Annotated in this window: 2 protein-coding genes; both read right to left on the reverse strand. The window is 27.2% G+C overall.

The window, feature by feature from the left end:
• Positions 1 to 54: 54 nt before the first annotated feature.
• Positions 55 to 807, reverse strand: coding sequence for an IS21-like element helper ATPase IstB (gene istB / locus B5D11_RS12455; RefSeq protein ID WP_078683332.1), 753 nt, complete (start codon positions 805 to 807; stop codon positions 55 to 57).
• Positions 800 to 2,095, reverse strand: a complete 1,296-nt coding sequence (istA, locus tag B5D11_RS12460; protein WP_078683333.1) for an IS21 family transposase — start codon at positions 2,093 to 2,095, stop codon at positions 800 to 802. The genes istB and istA overlap by 8 nt, the downstream gene beginning before the upstream one ends.
• Positions 2,096 to 2,195 lie beyond the last annotated feature (100 nt).

Consider the following 2,195-nt stretch of genomic DNA (forward strand, 5'->3'; position numbering starts at 1 on the left):
TATAAATGTCAAGATTAAAATGTAACTTTTTGATCATTTAAGAATGTAGCTTTTTTACTCATCCTCTTGTTTAAAATGATCTTTTAAGCGATATGATTTTCCATTAATAGAAACAACATGAGCATGGTGTAAAATCCTATCTAAGATAGCATTTGCAATAACTGGATCATAGAAAACATCATCCCAAGCATTAAAATTTATATTAGTTGTTAATATCGTACTCTTTTTTTCATATCTCATATCAATAAGTTGAAAAAACAACTTAGAATCTTCCTTATCTATTGGTAAATAACCTAATTCATCTATTATTAGAAGCTTATACTTGCTAAAATGTTTAAGTCTAGCATCTAATCGATTCTCTAATTTTGCATGTTTTAGTTGCTGTAATAAATCATGACATTTTATAAAATATGTGCTATATCGCTTTTTGGCTGCCGCGATACCAATAGATGTTGCAAGATGTGTTTTCCCAACTCCGCTAGATCCTAAAAACACAATATTTTCTTGTGAATCTAGGAAACGTAAGGTTAAAAAATCTAGTATTTGATCTTTATTTATACTAGGCTGAAAATCAAAGTCAAAATCTTTAATTTCCTTTTGATGTGGAAAAGCTCCAACTTTAACCATAGATTTAATCATATTTGCTTCTTTAAAATCTATTTCATGATCTGTAAGTTTAATAAGAGCGTCTACAAAAGATAAATTGTTTTTGGTTGTAAAATCAATAACTTGGTCTAAATGGTTAATCATTTGTTTCATTTTTAAATACTCTAAGTTCTTTATAAGTTGTGTATAAGTACTATTCATTTTTATATATTTCTCCTATCATTTTTAAATTATTCTTAGCCATTTCTATCATTTCATAAGAATTTTGCTTTAATGTTAGAGCACTAATTTCAGCATAATGTTCAACATGATAATTAAGTTTTTGATTTTGTATTCTATGAATAGTAACTAAATTTGTGTTATAATACACATGTAGTTGATCATCATATACTTGAAGTTTTAGTCTTTTACCTATATATTCTGGTGGGACAGAATATAAATTTGATTTATATGAAATCATACTTTGGCTATTTACTTTAACAGATGTGGTGATTATTTTATAATGATTTCTTATTTGATCTTTAGGTAGTTCTAATAAGAAATCTTTTTCTTTTTCTAAATGTAATATTGGTATTTTGCCTGTTGATGTATGACATGTACTGTTAATTCTATTATTTAAATCAGCAACAAGCTTATGTAGCTCTTCATAACTTAAGGTTCCATTATATGCTCTTATTTCATCTAATAATTTCATAGGAGCCTCTACTTTAGCTTTTGTATTAGGTCTTCCTGCTACGCAGGGATGTACTTTAAAACCATAATCATTTGCAAACTGTTGAAACTTATTATTTATTTTTCCTTTAGAATAATTAGTTCTAGGATTATCCATAACAGTTTTCATATTATCTGTTAGTAATTCCTTCGGAACTCCTCCAAATACTTCAAATGCCTCATCTAGAAAAGAAAATAATATATCCTGTGTTTTGTCAAGAGACAACCTATATACTCTAAATCTAGAGTATGAAAGAATTAATACAAAAATATTTATAATAACAACTTCACCTGTATTTAAAACAAAATCAATATTTTCTTTCCAGTCTAATTGTCCTTGTTGACCTTTTTCTGTCTCATACCGCATAGGCGTAGCCTTGGCTATATGTCCTTTTTTCCTATTATTAAAGTACTCATTAAATTCTGAGTGATTAGAGATGTATCTTCTAAAAGAAGATTGTGCACAGTCTAATCCATGATTATCTTTAAGATACTGCCATAAAATACGTTTATAATAAAATACTTGAATTGAATCTTTACCAAGAAGCTCTTTTATAATGGGTTCAAAAGCATCTATTTTGGATTTGCGATTTCTAGTGGTGGGTTTAACATATCCATTTAAATATTTACCTACGGTACGTGGATCAACGCCAAGTTCTCTAGCTATCTGACTTTTGTTTACTTTCAAATTGTTTTCCTCCATAATTAACTTTAATTTATGAAGATCTTCTAACTTATTTATCTTTATTTCAGAATGAACATCTATATGTATAATCATAATTACCTCCAATTTAAATATTGATAATTATACTATACATATAATCAATTTGTACATTCTTAAATGATCACTTTCTTACATTCTTATCGTATCATTTATA

This window comes from Clostridium sp. USBA 49 (genome assembly GCF_900167505.1).
In the GTDB taxonomy this organism is placed as follows: domain Bacteria; phylum Bacillota; class Clostridia; order Clostridiales; family Clostridiaceae; genus Clostridium_AT; species Clostridium_AT prolinivorans.